At 61.1% G+C, this 17832-nt stretch carries 17 protein-coding genes; 7 read left to right on the top strand and 10 right to left on the bottom strand.

The window, feature by feature from the left end:
- Nucleotides 1-98 precede the first annotated feature (98 nt).
- The gene (locus tag ACA054_RS09790; protein WP_497689197.1) at nt 99-662 is read right to left on the bottom strand and encodes a DUF4174 domain-containing protein; all 564 of its coding nucleotides are present in this window, start codon (nt 660-662) and stop codon (nt 99-101) included.
- 169 nt (nt 663-831) lie between these two features.
- Here ACA054_RS09790 and ACA054_RS09785 point away from each other — a divergent pair, with 169 nt between their 5' ends.
- Nucleotides 832-1200, top strand: coding sequence for a VOC family protein (locus tag ACA054_RS09785; RefSeq protein ID WP_497689196.1), 369 nt, complete (start codon nt 832-834; stop codon nt 1198-1200).
- Nucleotides 1201-1221: 21 nt separating this feature from the next.
- On the opposite strand, the gene ACA054_RS09780 is transcribed toward ACA054_RS09785, so the two are convergent.
- From ACA054_RS09780 to ACA054_RS09770, 3 genes are all read right to left on the bottom strand, one after another.
- On the bottom strand, nt 1222-1953 hold the full coding sequence (locus ACA054_RS09780; RefSeq protein WP_497689195.1) for a tetratricopeptide repeat protein: 732 nt from the start codon (nt 1951-1953) through the stop codon (nt 1222-1224).
- Between the two features lie 175 nt (nt 1954-2128).
- A complete protein-coding gene (locus tag ACA054_RS09775) occupies nt 2129-2914 on the bottom strand; it encodes a sulfite exporter TauE/SafE family protein (RefSeq protein WP_497689194.1) in 786 nt (261 codons plus the stop codon).
- A 113-nt stretch (nt 2915-3027) separates the two neighbouring features.
- Nucleotides 3028-3777, bottom strand: coding sequence for a hypothetical protein (locus ACA054_RS09770; protein WP_497689193.1), 750 nt, complete (start codon nt 3775-3777; stop codon nt 3028-3030).
- Nucleotides 3778-4518: 741 nt separating this feature from the next.
- Between ACA054_RS09770 and ACA054_RS09765 the strand changes: the two genes are divergently transcribed.
- Nucleotides 4519-5340, top strand: a complete 822-nt coding sequence (locus ACA054_RS09765; protein ID WP_497689192.1) for an aldo/keto reductase — start codon at nt 4519-4521, stop codon at nt 5338-5340.
- A 27-nt stretch (nt 5341-5367) separates the two neighbouring features.
- Entirely contained in the window at nt 5368-5838 is a 471-nt protein-coding gene (locus ACA054_RS09760; protein WP_497689191.1) for a DUF1810 domain-containing protein, read from the top strand.
- Here the strand turns inward: ACA054_RS09760 and ACA054_RS09755 are convergent.
- The gene (locus ACA054_RS09755; protein WP_497689190.1) at nt 5803-8163 is read right to left on the bottom strand and encodes a DNA polymerase II; all 2361 of its coding nucleotides are present in this window, start codon (nt 8161-8163) and stop codon (nt 5803-5805) included. The two genes, ACA054_RS09760 and ACA054_RS09755, sit on opposite strands and share 36 nt — an antisense overlap.
- Nucleotides 8164-8486: 323 nt before the next feature.
- Between ACA054_RS09755 and ACA054_RS09750 the strand changes: the two genes are divergently transcribed.
- Complete coding sequence (locus ACA054_RS09750; RefSeq protein ID WP_401315370.1) at nt 8487-8927, top strand: CBS domain-containing protein; 441 nt, start codon at nt 8487-8489, stop codon at nt 8925-8927.
- A gap of 132 nt (nt 8928-9059) precedes the next feature.
- On the opposite strand, the gene ACA054_RS09745 is transcribed toward ACA054_RS09750, so the two are convergent.
- Entirely contained in the window at nt 9060-9683 is a 624-nt protein-coding gene (locus tag ACA054_RS09745) for a glutathione S-transferase N-terminal domain-containing protein (protein ID WP_497689189.1), read from the bottom strand.
- 225 nt (nt 9684-9908) lie between these two features.
- On the opposite strand from ACA054_RS09745, the gene ACA054_RS09740 reads away from it, so the two are divergent.
- Nucleotides 9909-10271: a hypothetical protein gene (locus ACA054_RS09740; protein WP_151141247.1), complete on the top strand. Its 363-nt coding sequence runs from the start codon at nt 9909-9911 to the stop codon at nt 10269-10271.
- 75 nt (nt 10272-10346) lie between these two features.
- Here ACA054_RS09740 and ACA054_RS09735 read toward each other — a convergent pair whose 3' ends face one another.
- Nucleotides 10347-11432: a DUF1615 domain-containing protein gene (locus tag ACA054_RS09735; RefSeq protein WP_497689188.1), complete on the bottom strand. Its 1086-nt coding sequence runs from the start codon at nt 11430-11432 to the stop codon at nt 10347-10349.
- 158 nt (nt 11433-11590) lie between these two features.
- On the opposite strand from ACA054_RS09735, the gene ACA054_RS09730 reads away from it, so the two are divergent.
- Entirely contained in the window at nt 11591-13126 is a 1536-nt protein-coding gene (locus ACA054_RS09730; protein ID WP_497689187.1) for an FAD-dependent oxidoreductase, read from the top strand.
- An 871-nt stretch (nt 13127-13997) separates the two neighbouring features.
- Here the strand turns inward: ACA054_RS09730 and hemB are convergent.
- The 3 genes from hemB to ACA054_RS09715 form a co-directional block, all read right to left on the bottom strand.
- Complete coding sequence (gene hemB, locus ACA054_RS09725; protein WP_497689186.1) at nt 13998-14972, bottom strand: porphobilinogen synthase; 975 nt, start codon at nt 14970-14972, stop codon at nt 13998-14000.
- Between the two features lie 142 nt (nt 14973-15114).
- On the bottom strand, nt 15115-15957 hold the full coding sequence (locus tag ACA054_RS09720; RefSeq protein ID WP_497689185.1) for a PhzF family phenazine biosynthesis protein: 843 nt from the start codon (nt 15955-15957) through the stop codon (nt 15115-15117).
- An 18-nt stretch (nt 15958-15975) separates the two neighbouring features.
- On the bottom strand, nt 15976-16689 hold the full coding sequence (locus tag ACA054_RS09715) for a glutathione binding-like protein (RefSeq protein ID WP_497689184.1): 714 nt from the start codon (nt 16687-16689) through the stop codon (nt 15976-15978).
- Nucleotides 16690-17054: 365 nt separating this feature from the next.
- Here ACA054_RS09715 and ACA054_RS09710 point away from each other — a divergent pair, with 365 nt between their 5' ends.
- Complete coding sequence (locus tag ACA054_RS09710) at nt 17055-17729, top strand: histidine phosphatase family protein (RefSeq protein ID WP_497689183.1); 675 nt, start codon at nt 17055-17057, stop codon at nt 17727-17729.
- Nucleotides 17730-17832 lie beyond the last annotated feature (103 nt).

Raw genomic sequence — 17832 nt, 5'->3', positions numbered from 1 at the left:
GTTAGTGAGTTCACCCAATTTAGGTGGCTGCCGGATCTGGCTCTCACACCAATTATTATCAATGGGTACGGCCCCGGCATCGAGGTATCGCTGGGCGCTCAATCATCCGGCATTTCCGGTGGCTTGGCCGGTTTTGCCGGTTTGCCGTTTTTTGCTGCTTTGGCGGTCCCTTTGGGCGGTGGGGTTTCGGCAACCGGCAGTGGCGCTGGCGCTGCGGCTTCCTTCTCGGTCGCCGGCAAGGCATCGACGGTGGCGAAGATTTTCTTCAGGTCGACCGACCTGGATTCCTCCCCTGAGCTTTCGAGTTTCTTCTCGCCGTCCTTGCCCACCAGGATCACTTTGGGTAGCGCGCCGGCACCCAGTTTCAACGCGCGGATCAAGGCCATGGTGTCCTGTTGGCCGAGATCCTTGCCGTCCAGTTGACCAGACATGTTCAGCACGCTGTACACCCTGATGTTGCGCTCGGCGACACCCTGCTTGTTGGCGGGATCTTCCAGGGACTTTTTCAGGTTGACCCAGACGGGGTCAACGGTGCTCGGGGCAATCACGATCAGTGGCCGGGCCCTGCCCTTGTCGATATCCAGAGGTGAATCGCCATCGGCGGCGAACAAGGGGCCGGCAATCACCAGCAAGGTAGCCAGGGTCAGTGACCTGATGGGCATGCGCATCTCCTTTTGATATCCACGCTCTAATGATTGCGCATCGCGGCGTTCGTTCCGGTGACACTTGGCAAATGTGTTTCGCCTTGCTCCAAGCTTAGGTCAGGGCGGTCATTGCGCAACAGGCTGGGCTAATCTGAAAACATATCTGACTCGTCGTGAGGGCCCCTGCATGAGTGCTCAGTTGAACCACACCATAGTCTGGTGTCGCGACAAAAACAGGTCGGCACAATTTCTGGTCGAACTCCTCGGCCTGGCGCCTGCGGAGCCATTCGGGCCGATGCTGATTGTCAGGCTCGACAACCAGGTGTCGCTGGACTTCTACGACAACGATCCGCCGATCGCTTCGCAGCATTACGCGTTCCTGCTCGGCGACGACGATTTCGACCGGGCCTTCACCCGCCTGCAGGTAAACGGTCAGCCGTGGTGGGCCGATCCGGGCAAGCTGCGGCCAAGGGAAATCAATGAGCATGGCGGAGGACGGCGGGTGTATTTCGACGACCCGGACGGGCATCTGCTGGAGATCTTCACCCGCGAATGACGCCATTTCTCCATCAGCCACTCACCCCTGCATCAGGAAGGCGCCTGACGGAACCCGTTTTCGCAGCTTCTTGCAGCTGCCTGGGGGGGGCTGGTGCCCGGCCGGGCGATCAGGGAACCAGATGCGACATTGACCCGGCGGTGGCCAATGGCCGCGGGGAATCGCAATGTCATCGTTCGCGGGCTCTGGCTCGGCGGAAGCCACCTGAAATTGTCCTTCGGGCTGTGGCCTGGCAGTCGCCGCAGAATCCGCTACGCGAGCGAAGTTGCCAGCGTCCGCAGCGGATTGTTCAGCAGCAGCCAGTTCTGCTTCGCGGCGCTTTCGGGCCTCCTCTTCGCGAGCCTTCTGTACTGCAATCAGATTCTCCTGAGCCTTGGGTGGGGTACCCGAAGCCTTGGCCTGTTGCGCCGCCTGGATCAACTGGAAGTTGCGGTTGCGCAGTTCGACGTTGCTTCCAACCCGCAGGTTCGAGCGCGCCGCCAGGGTTTCAGCCTGCTGGTACTGCCCCTGCTGCAGGCGCAGCACACCGAGGTAATGCAGGGTCGCGGGATTGTTCGGCTGGATATGCAGGGCACGCTCCAGCGTGGCAGCGGCCTGGTCCAACTGGCCATTTTCATACTGGCGCGAGGCGGTTTCTATCAGGGTGGTGGATGCGCTGTTACTTTGCGCGGGTCGCTCGGCAGCCATCGAGTAAAGCGACGCGACGGCGCAGCACGCAAGGAAGAGGCTCGGCAGAAAACGCTTGGTTGGCATCAGGGGCAGACTCGGCTGATCTCGGACGGCACTGCCATGAAAGCAGGCCACCAGCGCTGCTCGGAATCTCCGATGCAGGGCCCCTACTGACCTGGCCAGGACCCTGAAGTTCCCGTTGCAAAGGTCACTTCAGACACCGGTCGACCTGTGCCGGTCGATCAGCCAGGTCCAGGGTTCAGAACGCCAGCTTGTAGCCGATCAATACCAGCATCGTCGCCAGGCAAGGGCGCAACCATTCATCGGAGATGCGCCCGGTCAGGTGGCTGCCCAGGTAAATCCCCGGCAACGAACCGATCAGCAAATAGCCGAGCACCTGCCAGTCCATGTTGCCCATGCTCGCATGGCCAAGGCCGGCGACCAGGGTCAGGGGCACCGCGTGGGCGATTTCCGTGCCGACCAGACGGCGGGTCGGCAGCAACGGATAGAGGATGAACAACGCCACGGTGCCCAGGGCACCAGCACCGATGGAAGTCAACGCGACCATGGTGCCCAGCACCAGGCCGGTGATCACGGTCAGGACATTGAGGCGCGCACCGCTGGGGTTGTAGTTGCCGCCCGCGCGCTTGTGGGCGAAATCGAGCAGGCGTTTCTTGAACAGGATCGCCAACGCCGTGGCGAAAAGGACAAAGCCCAATGCCTGTTTGATGATCGCGTTCATCGCGTCGGGTGCTTCGTTCAGACTGCTCAGGAACCACAATGTCAACGCCACCGCCGGCACGCTGCCGAGGGTCAACCAACCGGTAATCGACCAGTCGATATTGTTGTTCTTCCTGTGGACCAGGACGCCGCTGGATTTGGTGATGGCCGCGTACAGCAAATCGGTGCCGACCGCGGTTGCCGGGTTGATACCGAACCACAGCAGGATGGGCGTCATCAACGACCCGCCACCGACGCCCGTCATGCCGACGATGAAGCCGACCACCAGCCCGGCCACGACCAACCCGATATTCACTAGATCCATTGAGACGTCCACAAAAACTGCAGGGAAAAACTGGCCCGCAGCATAGCGACATTTCTTATAACCAGTTATATCGATGCGATCTATCTTTATACCCTGAACGCATCCAGGACAGGTTATTGCACTGGCAGGAAATTCAGGAACAGCAGGCTCTGGGCATAATTCAAACCGATCCGCCGGTAGCGTTCGTCGAGCATCTGGGTCAGCAGGTCCAGCCGCGCGACGATCTTGCCGAACTCCACGGCGAAACTCAGGTTGCTGCCCTCCTCCGAGATTTCATTGGAGAACAGCATGGGCTGGCCGTCTTTGTTCTGCCGCTGGCTCAGGATCCAGGTGGCGATTTCGATGTTGCGCGCGGCATTGCTGACGAACGTCGGGTTGATCGCGTCCGTCATGTAGAACTCCAGGCGATTGCCGTGGGCGGTCACCAGCATACTGCCGATGGCGTAGATGAACGCACCGACCCGATCACCGAGAAACTCCGGGCTCATGGCAAACCGCAGCGCCGCCAGATCTTTCTTACCCCCCAGCGTAGGCAACGGCTGCTGCTGCTCAATGGCCATGCGCACTTGTTTGCCAGCGGTACGGGCATCCAGGAAGCCGGATTTTTTCAACTCGTCGGGGTTGCGCAGGTACAGCTTGCTCATCAGCAGGTAAAGGCTGTCGAGGTTGTCCCGCATGGCCAGCGTCGCCATGCGGTCGACGCTGGTTTGCAGGAACTCCTGGGGTTTTCCTTCGCGTATCTGGGTGAACAGGTCGTTGCCTTGTTGATGGCTGCAACCGCTGACCAGGAACAACGACAGGCCGGCCAGCAGCAGGCAATGACGACGGATTGAGCGATTGATGTGGGGTGAAACTCGAGCCATGGGTGATGAACTTGGGCATGGGCCGACGGTGGGGATCGCCGACGGCTGGCAATGGATAGAGCCGGAAGTTGGGGAAAAGTGCGGTGGCGAGGGTTGCCAATCGATCACCGGCAGTTGTAGGAGCCGGCTTGGCGGCGGTCCGACTTGCCGGCGACGGCGTCCGAAAGCCTGATGCAACATCCAACGGCCCCATCGCCAGCAAGCCGGCTCCTACAGAGGACCGCGCTCATCTGAAATCAGGCCGGCCGGTCGGCCGCCTCGCTTTTGCTGTTGATTTGGCTTTTGATTTTCTTGCCACATCGAGAGGCCGAGTGGAGGTTCTGCGCAGTGGGCAAACCGGCATGGATGCCGGTTTAGCCGCGCTGGGCCAAGGATGGCCCATCGCGGCGGGCCCTGTAGGAGCGAGCATGCTCGCGAAAAACCTGAGAGCACCGCGGGGTGTCAGGCTGCCCGCGTCATCGTTGACCTCCATCGCGAGCAGGCTCGCTCCTACAGGCTTTTCCAAGTGACTCGCTGTAAGAGCGAAACCATAAGGGGCCGTTACCGCAGGAATGGATATGTACACCGAAAGTAAGGGTCGCCTTTCAGGCCGCCTTCGCGAGCAAGTCGAATCGTCGCACCGCCGCTCCCACAGTTGAATCGGGTACATCCATGAGCGACTGGTCGGCTATAAGGCCACCAGGATGGAACCCCAGGGACTATCCTGATGCCAACCGCAATAATGACCAGAAGGAACCAAGCATGCGCACCCAGCAACTGGCCGGCACCCAGGTACCCGTCATCGGCCAGGGCACCTGGCAAATGGGCGAAGACCCCACCCGCCATCAACAGGAAGTTGCCGCGCTGCGCCTGGGCATCGAACTGGGCATGACCCTGATCGACACCGCAGAAATGTACGGCGAAGGCGGTGCCGAGCTGGTGGTGGGCGACGCCATCGCCGGCCAGCGCGAGCGGGTCTTCCTCGTCAGCAAGGTCTACCCGCACAACGCCAGCCGCCAGGGCATTCCCCAGGCATGCGAGCGCAGCCTGCGACGGCTGAAGACCGATACCATCGATCTGTACCTGTTGCATTGGCGTGGCCAGTATCCCCTGGAAGAAACCGTGGAGGCCTTCGAACGCCTGCGTGAAGCCGGCAAGATCGGCCGTTGGGGCGTGTCCAATCTTGATCTCGACGACCTGCAGGAACTGAACGCAACGGCCTGCGCCACCAATCAAGTGCTCTACAACCTGGAGGAACGCGGCATAGAATTTGACCTCTTGCCCTGGTGCAAGGAACAGAGGATGCCGGTGATGGCCTACTGCCCGATTGGCCAGGCAGGGAACATGTTGGCCAATGCTACGCTCAAACAAGTAGCTGCCCGCCATAAAGCCACGCCTGCCCAGGTCTCGCTGGCATGGCTGCTGCGCCAGGACGGCGTGATCGCCATCCCCAAGGCCGTCCGCCCCGAACACGTGCAACTCAATGCGCAAGCGGCGCAAATAAAGCTGGAGGCTGGGGATCTGGAGGCGCTGGACCAAGCGTTTCAGGCGCCCACACGCAAGCAGCGGTTGGCCATGGTCTAAGCCATCGCGGTGTCAGAGGGCTTCGACATGAGAAGCACCGATCAACCGGACGTCTTTAACCTGCAACGCTTTGTCCAGGCGCAAAGCCCGGTATTCGACCGGGTTAAGGCCGAACTGGACGCCGGCCACAAGCGCAGTCACTGGATGTGGTTCATTTTTCCGCAATTTGCCGGGCTGGGTGACAGCGACATGTCGCGCCGCTTCGCGATCCGCTCCCGGCAAGAAGCACAAGCCTACCTCGAACACCCGCTGCTGGGTGCCCGGCTAAGGAGCTGTACACAGCAAGTGCTGGACATCGAGAAGCGCTCGGTGGCGGCGATTTTCGGCCACCCCGACGACCTGAAATTTCGCTCCTCGATGACCTTGTTCGCCCAGATCGCGCCCCCTGACAGTCTCTTTCATCAAGCCTTGAACCAGTACTTTCACGGCATTGTGGATGACTGGACCTTGTCGCTGATGGACTCAAAACAAGCCCAGCTGCCCACCAATCAGGGTTGAAAAATCGTCGTCGACAAACGGCAGGATCGCGTCCGCCACCGGTAGCAGTTGCCGGCTGATGTAGTGGTCGTAGTCGATGAGCGCACTGCGGATTTCCAACGGCTCGGGGCCGGCGACGGTGATCACGTAGCTGATCCAGCCGCCATTCTGGTACTGCCGCGGGCGGCCCTGGCGGTCGTTGTAATCGTCGGCAATGCGCGCCGCCCGTACATGGGGCGGGACGTTGCGCTGGTAGTCGTCAAGCGTGCGGCGCAGGCGCTTGCGGTAAATCAGGCGATCGTCGAACTCACCGGCCAGGGTCTTGCGCACGTATTCGCGCACGTAGTCCTGATAGGGTTTGCGGTGGAAGATCAGCGAATACAGCTCCTGCTGGAACTGCCGGGCCAGCAGCGACCAATCGGTGCGCACGGTTTCCAGGCCCTTGTAGACCATCTCTTCGCTGCCATCGGCGCGCGTGACCAGCCCCGCGTAACGCTTCTTGCTGCCCTCCTCCGCGCCGCGGATGGTCGGCATCAGGAAGCGTTTGTAGTGGGTTTCGAATTGCAGCTCCAGCACGCTCTCCAGGCCGTACTCCTGGCGTACATGCTCGCGCCACCACTGGTTGACGTGATCGACCAGCGCGCGGCCGATCTGCGCGGCTTCCTGCTGGCCGTGGGCGCGCCGCAGCCAGACGAAGGTCGAGTCGGTGTCGCCGTAGATCACCGTATGACCCTGGGCTTCGATCAACTTTCGGGTGCGCAGCATGATCTCGTGACCGCGCAGTGTGATGGACGAGGCCAGGCGCGTGTCGAAGAAGCGGCACCCACTGGAACCAAGCACACCGTAGAACGCGTTCATGATGATCTTCAGCGCCTGGGACAGCGGCGCATTGTGCTCGCGCTTGGCGGTTTCCCGGCCTTCGGCGACCCGGGCGACGATGGCGGGCAGGCAATGCCGGGTACGGGAAAACCGCGCCCCGCGAAAACCCGGCAGCGAATCCTGGTCATTGGGGTGCTTGAGCCCTTCGATCAAGCCCACCGGGTCAATAAGGAAGGTGCGGATGATCGACGGATAGAGGCTTTTGTAGTCGAACACCAGCACCGATTCGTACAGCCCCGGTCGCGAGTCCATGACAAAACCGCCGGGGCTGGCTTGCGCCGGCTTGCTGCCAAGGTTTGGCGCGACGAAGCCTTGGCGGTGCATCAGTGGCATGTAGAGGTGGGTGAACGCCGCCACCGAGCCGCCCATGCGATCGGCCGGCAAGCCGGTGACACTGGCCCGTTCCAGCAGGAACTTGAGCAGCTCGGTCTTGGCGAAGATCCGCGTGACCAGCTCGCAGTCCTTGAGGTTGTACTTGGCCAGCGCCGGTTTGTCCTCGGCGAACATGCGGTTGATTTCATCCATGCGCTGGTACGGGTTATCAATCGACTTGCCTTCGCCCAGCAGGGTTTGCGCGACGTTTTCCAGGCTGAACGAGGGGAAGCTCCAGGTCGCCGAGCGCAAGGATTCGATGCCGTCGATGATCAACCGGCCGGCGGCGGATGCAAAGTAATGGTTGCCGCTGCCGTGTTCGCGCCATTGCATTTCCTCGCCGCCACGCCCCAGTTTCAGCGGCACGGCCAGACGCCGGGCGTGTTCATGCAGGACCCGCAAGTCGAACTGCACGACGTTCCAGCCAATGATCGCATCGGGGTCGTGGCGGGCGAACCATTCATTGAGCTTTTTCAGCAGCAGGGTTCGCGACTCGCAGTATTCGAGCTGGAAATCCACCGCGCTGTGGTCGCCATTGGGCGGGCCGAGCATATAGACCTGACGCTCGCCGCAGCCTTCCAGGGCAATGGAATACAACTCGGCCCGAGCGGTGGTTTCGATGTCCAGGGATACCAGCTTCAGGCTGGGTCGGTAGTCGGGGTCGGGTTTCATCTGCGCATCGAGCAGCAGACCGTCGGCCCCCGGTGTGCCGCCAAAGCGTACGGGCGCGGTGATGAACCGTTCCATCATGTAACGCTCCGGCGGGCGCACATCGGCCTCGTACACCTCGACGCCGGCCCTGCGCAACGCGGTTTCCAGGCGCATCAGTTGTCCGTGCTGCCGGCAATACAGGCCGAGCACCGGACGATGTTCGAAGTCCTGCAGGGCCAGGGGCTTGAGCTCGACGTTTTTTTCGTCACGCAACAGCGCCTCGGCCTGCTCGCGCTGATCGGCCGGGATGAACGCCACCGACGGCTGATGAGGCAGGCGGATGCGCCGGGGACCGCTATCGGTCGCCAGCCAGAACTCGACTTCGGTGCCCGCCGGAGTGTCGCGCCAATGCCGGGTCAGGACGAAGCCCTGCGGTAAATCCACCACTGCAAACCTCGACGCTGATTCAGAGGGTGATTCTACCCGTCATCTTCGGTGTTAGCGCGTAGGTTTCTGGCGAACATCAACCCTGTGGGAGCGAGCCTGCTCGCGTTAGCGGACTGACATTCACCCTTTATGTCGACTGACACGACGCCTTCGCGAGCAGGCTCGCTCCCACAGGTTTTTTTGCCGACCTGGAATATGAGGTTTACCGAAGAAAAACCGCCCAATGACGTTTTTTGCGTGCTATCTGCCGCTTTTGCCCTTGCCCTGAACGCTCGGGTCTACGATTCTTCAAGGACAACGACAACACCCGGGAAACCGCCATGAAAACCGTCGCGCAACTGCTCAAGATGAAAGATCAGAAGAACCAGGAAGTGCACCAGATCAAACCTGATCACATGGTGCTCGAAGCGCTGATGAAGATGGCCGAAAAAAACGTCGGTGCCTTGCTGGTGGTGGACAATGACGAGGTGCTGGGCATCATCAGTGAACGCGACTACGCGCGCAAACTGGTGCTGCATGGCCGCTCCTCCGTGGGCACGCCGGTACGCGACATCATGGTATCGCCCGTCATCACCGTGGACACCCATCAAACTGTCGACACCTGCCTGGGCATCATGTCCGACAGACGCTTGCGCCACCTGCCGGTGGTGGAAAACGGCAAGTTGATCGGCCTGCTGTCGATCGGCGACCTGGTCAAGGAAGCCATTGCCGAACAGGCCGAGCTGATTCGCCAGCTGGAACAGTACATCCGCGGCGAATGATGCGAACCCGTTACCTGTTGTAGGAGCGAGCATGCTCGCGATGGTCGTCAACGATAACGCTGGATGGCAGATGCCCCACGGCGCTCTCAGGTTTTTCGCGAGCATGCTCGCTCCTACAGGGGATTGATGTGTTTACGAGGGCCAATGCCTGGCAAACACCGGCGCCAATATCGGATGCCGGTCAATCCGCTCCAGCCAGGCGAAAAACCCCGGCCTCGTTCGGCGCAAATGCTCGCGGCTGCCCGCCCACCGCGTGATCACCGCCGCCAGCACATCCAGCGCCCCCGGTGTCTCGTCACCCAGATACAACTCAGCGGAAAACTGGTCGGCAAACACCTCCCAACTCCAGTGCAGACGCTGCCGGGCACCGGCCATGAGGTTTTGCCGCGACGCTTCATCCGCACTGGCCAGCCAGCGCTCCGGATAATCGATGATGCCAATGGCCGCATAACAATTGCTGACGATGAACGCCAGGCCCCGAATGGCCTGATCACGGTCGGCAGGGTCAGCCGGCAACAGGTTCGACTTGGGAAACGTCAGCCCGAGATGAATCAGGATCGCCGCGCTTTCGGTGAGGATGCCGCCGTCGGGCAGTTGCAGCGTCGGAATCTGCTTGAGCGGATTGAGCTTCTCCAGTGCCTGGGCGGCTTCGGGGGAGGTCTCGACATCGATGAAGCGATAGGCAATCTCACACAGCTCCAGTGCGGCCTCGATCGCCGCCGCGCCCGAATTCTGATGTCCGTAGAGTTGATACATACACACCCCCTGGTTGGCCGCGATCAGCACCAACTATCCAGTGTAGAAGGCGCCATCGACCACGCCTCGGCCGCCCGACGACTGTAACATCACGCCCACGAACGGTATCGCAGCGCCTCTATCAATACTGTCGATGTTCACCATCACGTCAATGAAGTTCTCTTAAAAAATCCGCGGCGTAACATCAGCTCCATACCAACCAACAACGCCCCGGAGTACACGATCATGAAACGCCAAACCCTTCTCAGCATCGCTTTCTCGGTCTTTGCAGTTAACGCTTTTGCCGCTACCTCTGTTCAGCCTGTTGTCGCTGAAGGTGGCTCGGATCGTCTGATTGAAAGCCGTGTGGCTGAGGGTGGTTCTGACCGACTGATCGAGAATCGCGTCGCTGCCGATGGTTCGGATCGTTTGCAAGGCAACACCGTCGCCGCCGATGGCTCCGACCGCCTGCAAGGCAACACCGTCGCCGCCGATGGCTCCGACCGCCTGCAAGGCAACACCGTCGCCGCCGATGGCTCCGACCGCCTGCAGGGCAACACCGTTGCCGCCGATGGCTCCGACCGCCTGCAAGGCAACACCGTCGCCTGAACCCATCGCTTCACCGCGCCAACAAAAAGCCCGGCCTGATCAGCCGGGCTTTTTCATGCATTTTTCCGGATCAACTCAACGCGCCATGCAGCGCTGGTAACGCTCGTCGACCCGTTTGGCAAACCAGGCGGTGGTGAGCTTGCGGGTGATTTTCGGGCTTTGCAGCACGATCCCCGGCAGTACCGCTCGCGGCAGGGCACGACCTTCGGCCTGTTCGGCCAAGGCGAAGACCCGCTGATAGAGCTCGCTGTCCTCGAACGCCAGGGTGTTGCCCTCCTCCAGTTGATCCCTGATCGTCGGATTGCGCATGCCCAGCTGTTTGCCCAGGGTGCGCACCGCCAGTTCGGTGCTGCCGGGCATGATCGAACCGTAGCGGACCAGGTCGCCATCCAGCGCCAGCGGAATGCCCGAGGCCCGGCTCACGGCATTCTGGAACGCGGCATTGCGACTGGCGTACCAACCAGCGTTGAAATCGGCGAAGCGATACAAGGGTTGCTTGTAGCTCACCGGATAACCGAGCAGATGCGCGATGCCGAAGTACATGCCGCCGCGCCGGGTAAAGACTTCACGGCGTATCGAGCCGTCCACCGGATACGGATAGTCTTTAGCCTGCTGTTCGGCAAAGTCGATGCTGACCTGCATCGGCCCGCCGGTGTGCACCGGGTTGAAGCCTGCGAACAGGGTCTTGCCCATGGGCACCATGCCGATGAATTCATCGAAAATCGCGCTCAGTTCCTTTTCGCTGCGCGCCGCATTCAGCCGATCGCTGTAGGTTTTACCGTTGGGCGAACTCACCCGCAGTGCACCGCTGACCAACAGTTCGGGGATGTGCACCTTGGCCGCCCGGCGATCGATCTCCTCCCGGGCGATCTTGCCCAGCCCCGGCACGCCGGGATCAACCTGGAAGGTCGATTCCTGCTCGGTGACCGCCAGCACCGAGCAGAGGTTTTGCGTGGTCGGTGCAATGTTCTGTGCGGCAAACGCGGCATAGATGTCCGTGGCCCACCCCTGGCGGTCGACGGTTTTCGCCGGCAGCAGGCGCACGATTTGCGCCTTGACCTCGGCGGGCTTGCGCGCCACTGGTTCCTCGGTCCGCTGACTGCTGCAACCGGCCAGCAGCAGTAACGCGGTGATGCTCATGATCAATCGATGGGCTTGCATGTTTTTCCAGGACGTCCGTTGAGCCGGGTTAACCATACGACCAATGGTATGGCGCAGGCTATGACCGTGGCGCGAACCCGGCTGTTCCATTCAGCGGTCAGCCTCGCCGCTGCACAAGGCTGGACCATACTTGCTGCACACGGCAAGAGGACTGGCTTATGCACCGCAGCGATGTGTTGATCATCGGCGCCGGCCCGACCGGGCTGGTCCTGGCGCTATGGCTGAGCAAACTGGGGGTCCGCGTGCGGATCGTCGACAAGGCCTCGGCACCGGGTACCACTTCACGGGCACTGGCGGTGCAGGCGCGCACGCTGGAGCTGTATCGCCAACTGGACCTGGCCGACGCCATCGTGCAGAAGGGTCATCGGGTAGCGGCCGCCAATTTCTGGGTAAAAGGCCAGCCCGTGGCCCGCCTGCCGTTGAGCCGCGTCGGCGAGGGCCTGACGCCCTACGCCTTCCTCGAAATCTTCCCCCAGGACGAACACGAACGGCTGCTAATCGACCGCCTGCAAACCTTCGGCATCACAGTGGAGCGCAACACCGAACTCGAAGGTTTCGAGCAAACCGATGACGGCATCACCGCAACGCTACGCCTGCCCGATGGCCAACAGGAAACCTGCCAGGCCTGCTACCTGGCCGGTTGCGACGGCGCCCGTTCGATCGTGCGCAAGACCCTGGACACCGGTTTTCCAGGCGGTACCTACCAGCAGATTTTCTACGTCGCCGACGTGCAAGCCAGCGGCCCGGCGTTCAATGGCGAACTGCATGTGGATCTTGATGAGGCGGATTTCCTCGCGGTATTCCCGCTGGCCGGCAGCGGTCGAGCGCGCTTGATCGGCACCGTGCGCGACGAACGCGCCGAACAGGCGCAAACCCTGCGATTCGAAGACGTGAGCAGTCGGGCCATCGAGCATATGCAGGTCAAGGTCGAACAACTGAACTGGTTCTCGACCTACCGCGTGCATCATCGGGTGGCGGACCACTTTCGCAATGCACGCGCCTTCCTGTTGGGCGACGCCGCCCATGTGCACAGCCCAGCAGGGGGTCAGGGCATGAACACCGGGATTGGCGATGCCATCAACCTGGCCTGGAAACTCGCGGCGGTACTGAGCGGCGGCGCCGAGGCGAAACTGCTCGACACTTACGAAACCGAACGCATCGCCTTCGCCCGCAAACTGGTGGCCACCACCGACCGGGTTTTCACGTTCGTCACCGCCGAAGGGCCGATGGCCGATCTGTTGCGCACGCGGCTGGCGCCCTTCCTGATTCCGAAAATGGCCTCGTTCGAATCCACCCGCGAGTTCCTGTTTCGCACGGTGTCGCAAATCACCTTGAACTATCGCGCCATGTCCTTGAGCACAGGCATTGCCGGACACGTGCATGGCGGCGACCGCCTGCCCTGGGCGCACGACGGTGAAGGGGACAATTTTGAATCGCTCAAATGCCCGACCTGGCAGGTGCATGTGTATGGCGACACCAGCGACGAGATGATCGCCTGGTGCCACGAGCACCATCTGCCGCTGCATGTGTTCGGCTGGCGCCCGGCATTCGAAGCGGCCGGCCTTGGGCGTAACGGGTTTTACCTGCTGCGGCCGGATACGTATGTGGCGATTGCCGAAACCTGTTCGGACCCGAAGGTCATCGAACGGTATTTTCGCGACCACGGGATCCGGCCGTATTTTGGTGCGCCCTGATTTTAGGTTGGGGGCTGTAGGTGCGTATTTGGATTGGGTGTATATCCGTTGCTGCGGTAACGGCCACTTAGGGTTTCGCCCTTACGGCGAGTCCCTTTTTCAAACGCCAAAAAGGAACCAAAAGGCTCTTGCCCCACCACTCGGTGCCTCGCTGTAGCTCGGCATGCCCTCACTCCGGCATTGCTCCGTGGGTCGCCGCGATGGGCCGTCCCTGGCCCAGCGCGGCTAAACCGGCGTCCTGCCGGTTTACCCACTGCGCAATGCCTGCGTTCGGCCATCGTGGTTTAACGGGGCGCCCAAATCTAAAGCAAAAGCGAGGCGGCCTGACAGCCGACCTGACTTTTCCGAATATCCCCAATCCCCTGTGGGAGCGAGCCTGCTCGCGATGGTCGTCAACGATAACGCGCCCTGTCTGGATGAGCGCGTTGTCTGGACCTTTTTCGTCGGAACGCCGCCCGGAGCCGGCTCGCTCCCACAATTGGATCGCGGACCGACCTGCAATCAGGTCGGCTGTCAGGCCGCCTCGCGTTGGCTTTGGCTTTTGATCTTCTTGCCACATCGAGAGGCCGAGTGGAGGTTCTGCGCAGTGGGCAACCCGGCATGGATGCCGGGTTAGCCGCGCTGGGCCAAGGATGGCCCATCGCGGCGGGCCCACGGAGCAGGACCGGAGCGAGGGCATGCCGAGCACTAGCGAGGCACCGAACGCCAGGGGCAAGAGCCCTTGGTTACTTGGGGCTCTTCCAAGTGACTCGCTGTAAGAGCGAAACCATAAGTGGCCGTTACCGCAGCAATGGATATGTACCCTGAGACCGCGTCATCGTTCTTCGCCGGCAAGTCGGACCGCCGCACCGCTGGCTCCTACAAGGGATTTTCAGATCCCGGATGTTGCCAGGTCCATCGCAAAGTAAGTGAAAATCAGGTCGGCCCCTGCCCGCTTGATGGCGCCGAGGCTTTCACGCACCACGCGATCCTCATCGATGGCCCCGGCCTGGGCGGCGAACTTGATCATCGCGTACTCACCGCTCACCTGATACGCCGACAAAGGCAGGCGCGAGGCTTCGCGGATGTCGCGGATGATGTCCAGGTAGGCACCGGCCGGCTTGACCATCAGCGCGTCGGCGCCTTCCTGTTCGTCCAGCAGCGACTCACGCACCGCCTCACGGCGATTCATCGGGTTCATCTGATAGCTTTTGCGGTCGCCCTTGAGCGCGCTGCCGCCGGCTTCGCGGAACGGGCCATAGAGTGCCGAGGCGAACTTGGTCGAATAGGCCATGATCGCCGTCTGGGTGAACCCGGCTGCATCGAGCGCCCGGCGAATCGCCTGGACCTGCCCGTCCATGGCCGCCGACGGGGCAATCACGTCAGCGCCGGCACGGGCGGCGGCTACTGCCTGTTTGCCGAGGTTGAGCAGGGTCTGGTCGTTATCGACCTCATGATTGTGCATCACGCCGCAATGCCCGTGGTCGGTGTACTCACAAAAACAGGTATCGGACATCACGATCATTTCCGGCACTGCGTCCTTGGCGATGCGCGACATGCGTGACACCAGGCCGTTGTCGTTCCAGGTGTCGCTACCGTTGCTGTCCAGGTGATGGGACACGCCAAAGGTCATCACCGACTTGATCCCGGCGCGGGCATAACGCTCGATCTCGCCCGCCAGTTTCGATTCAGGAATGCGCATCACACCGGGCATGCTCTTGATCGGCACGAAATCGTCGATTTCTTCCTCGACAAAAATCGGCAGCACCAGGTCATTCAAGCTGAATTCGGTTTCCTGGAACAGACTGCGCAGGCTTGCATTACGGCGCAGACGGCGTGGGCGTGCTTCGGGGAACTGGCTGGACATGGAGATGCCTCAATAACGGAAAACAAGACGAAAATCGTAGAGGGAGCAAAGCTTATGCCCTGCAAGGCGCAGGGCACAAATCACGCAGGAGAAATAACCCTTGCCGCGTCAGCAATAATCGATCCCACAAAGGTCGGGTCAATCAAAGGGTCAGCGTGCCGTTGATACAGGTCACCACCGCCCCGCCGATCCAGATTTCATTCCCCACCTGTTCCACCTGGATGCGCCCGGCGCGGCCCATGGTCAGACCCTGGCTGACCACGTAGCGGGCCGGCGCCAGCCCTTCGCTGAGCAGCCATTGGGCAATCCCGGCGTTGAGGCTGCCCGTGGCCGGATCTTCAGGCATACCGTCACCGGAAATGAATGCCCGGACTTCGAACTGCGCGTCATCGCCATCGCGTTCGGGGTGCCACGGCGCAATGACACCGACCGCGAGGCCGAGCATGTGCGAATGATCCGGCTGCAAGTCCAGCACTTGCTGGCGATCCCCAACCATCACGGCCAACCAGCCCGCACCGTTATCGACCCACTGCGCGCGGACAATCGCTTCCGGTTCCAGCCCCAGGCCCAACTGCACACGCGTCATCAGACTGGCGTCCACCGGCCCGGTCTTGAGCAGTGGCGGAGCGAGAAACGCCAGCTCCGCACCCTGCCGACGGATCCGCACCAGGCCGACACCGCACTCCTGAATGATCTCTTCCCCCTTGGGCACACCACCGGCTTCAAGCCAGGCATGGCAAGTGCCCAACGTCGGATGCCCGGCGAACGGCAACTCCTTGAGGGTGGTGAATATTCGCACCCGATAGTCGGCACGGGGATCCTGCGGCTCGAGAATGAACGTGGTTTCGCTGAGATTGGTCCAGGTCGCGAACGCCGCCATTCGCTCATCACTCAGCTTGTCGGCGCCAAACACCACCGCCAGCGGATTGCCTTTGAGCGGCACGGGACTGAAGACATCGACTTGCTTGAAATTGAATGAATGCATGGCCGTCCCTGGTCCTGATCAGATCGAATCGTTTGGCTTGGGAATTTCCAGCCCGCGCTTCACCGCCGGCCGCGCCAGGAATTTTTCCAGCACCCGGGTAACGTTCGGGAAATTGTGGATACCCACCAGATCGCCGGCTTCATAGAAACCGATCAGGTTGCGCACCCACGGGAAGGTCGCGATATCGGCGATGGTATAGCGCTCGCCCATGATCCACTCGCGCCCTTGCAGGCGTGTATCGAGGACACTGAGCAGGCGTCGGCTTTCCTCGACGTAGCGGTCACGCGGTCGCTTGTCTTCGTAGTCCTTGCCGGCGAATTTATTGAAAAAACCCAACTGACCAAACATCGGGCCGATGCCACCCATCTGAAACATCAGCCACTGAATGGTCTCGTAACGCGCTGCCGATTCCTGGGACAGCAATTGCCCGCTCTTGTCGGCGAGGTAGATCAGGATCGCCCCGGACTCGAACAGCGGCAACGGCTGGTCGTCCGGACCGTGGGGGTCGAGAATGGCCGGGATCTTGTTGTTAGGGCTCAGCGACAGGAACTCGGGCGACATCTGATCGCTGGTGTCGAAGCCCACGCGATGGGGCTCATAGGGCAGGCCGATCTCTTCAAGCATGATCGAAACCTTGACGCCGTTGGGGGTCGGCAAGGAGTACAGCTGAATCCACTCCGGGTACCGGGCCGGCCATTTGCGGGTGATGGGGAACGCAGACAAATCGGTCATGGGTGCATCCACGAGAAAATTGAGAATGCCGATCATAATGGAGATGACCCGACCTGCGGTATGTGGCGCCATGAATACCGCTGATGGTCGAGATCAAGCAAGATCACTGCGCTTGCCTGCCGGCTCGTGTAGGGTGTCCATAATTTCGCAACATCCTGTCGATAACCTTTGCTCCAACCCGTTTAAGGTTATCGGTAAAGTGCTGCGCGCTCGGCCGGAATCGAACCAAATGGGCTTCAGAGGACTCTGAGTTGCGTCCCTTTGATACGGAACGGCTCCACGACATGGAAAACACCCGACGCAGGAAAGTCGCGGTGCAAAGGTTTGTCAGCCTTAACCCAATGCGCTGAAGAACCTTTTATTCAATGATCAATCCCTTGAAATTCACCCGACACTTTAAACATCGTGCGTATTTGCTCCTGCCCGCCCTGCTGGCGGCCAGTGCGTTGTTTTTGGCACTGGAGTCCAGCGAAAGCCGCGCCCAGCAGGTGGATGGCACCCAGACCCTGGTGTTCCTGCGCCATGCGGAAAAGCCCGAAGGCGGCCTGGGCCAGCTCAATTGCCAGGGCTTGAACCGCGCCATCGACCTGGCCACCCTGTTGCCGGAAAAATTCGGCAAGGCCGACTACGTGTTTGCCGCCAACCCGACGCGCAACGTCGAGGAAGGCGAACTGGACAACTCCTACAGCTACATCCGCCCCTTGATGACCATCAGCCCCAGCGCGATCAAGCTCGGTTTGCCGGTGAACATCAACTTTTCGGCCAACGACACCAGCGACCTGGCCGATGAACTGCTCCACGACAAGTATCACAACTCGGTCATCTACACCGCCTGGTCCCACGGCTATCTGCCGGAACTGATCAACAAGGTCGCCGGTGAAGCCATCGGCAAGAAACAGAAGATCACCGAGGACTGGGAATCCAGCGACTATGACTCGCTGTACGTGCTGACCCTGACCTGGCACAACGGCAAGGCCAGCCTGCAGAGCCACAGCTACAAGCAGGGGCTGGATAATGGGCAGGAGACTTGCCCGACGTAGGAGCCAGGCTTGCCGGCGAAGAACGATAACGCGGTATGACAGATACACCGCGTCGCAGGGTTCGCCTGTAGGAGCCAGGCTTGCCGGCGAAGAACGATAACGC

The organism is Pseudomonas sp. LBUM1653 (assembly GCF_059716115.1).
The sequence above is the reverse complement of the archived record's forward strand: the minus strand, read 5'-3'. Positions and strand labels throughout refer to the sequence as shown.